Raw genomic sequence first — 260 nt, forward strand, 5'->3', positions numbered from 1 at the left:
GAAGTTGTCCAAGTCCGCGAGGACCACCGCCGCACCGGACTCGTTGGAGCGCAATCGCTTCAATTCCGAGTTGGCCAGTTCAAGGAACGCTCCGCGGTTCAACAACCCCGTCAGGTGGTCCCGCGTGGCGCGCTCCCGAAGCCCCTTGATGAGTTGATCGCTGCTGAGGGCCGTCATGCTGAACGACACCGTCACTAACAGCACCATGGAGACCAGCCCCGAGGGAGCGGGGCCAAAGAAGGTCTTGAAGGTTGCGCTGG

General features: G+C 62.3%; 1 protein-coding gene. It reads right to left on the reverse strand.

Annotated elements, in window-relative coordinates; genetic code table 11:
* The coding region (locus SB724_RS20730) for a GGDEF domain-containing protein (RefSeq protein WP_410572816.1) at positions 1–207 on the reverse strand (207 nt) is incomplete at its 3' end.
* Between the last annotated feature and the right edge of the window lie 53 nt (positions 208–260).

The sequence above is a fragment of the Bacillus sp. SIMBA_031 genome, assembly GCF_046535225.1.
In the GTDB taxonomy this organism is placed as follows: domain Bacteria; phylum Bacillota; class Bacilli; order Bacillales; family Bacillaceae; genus Bacillus; species Bacillus velezensis.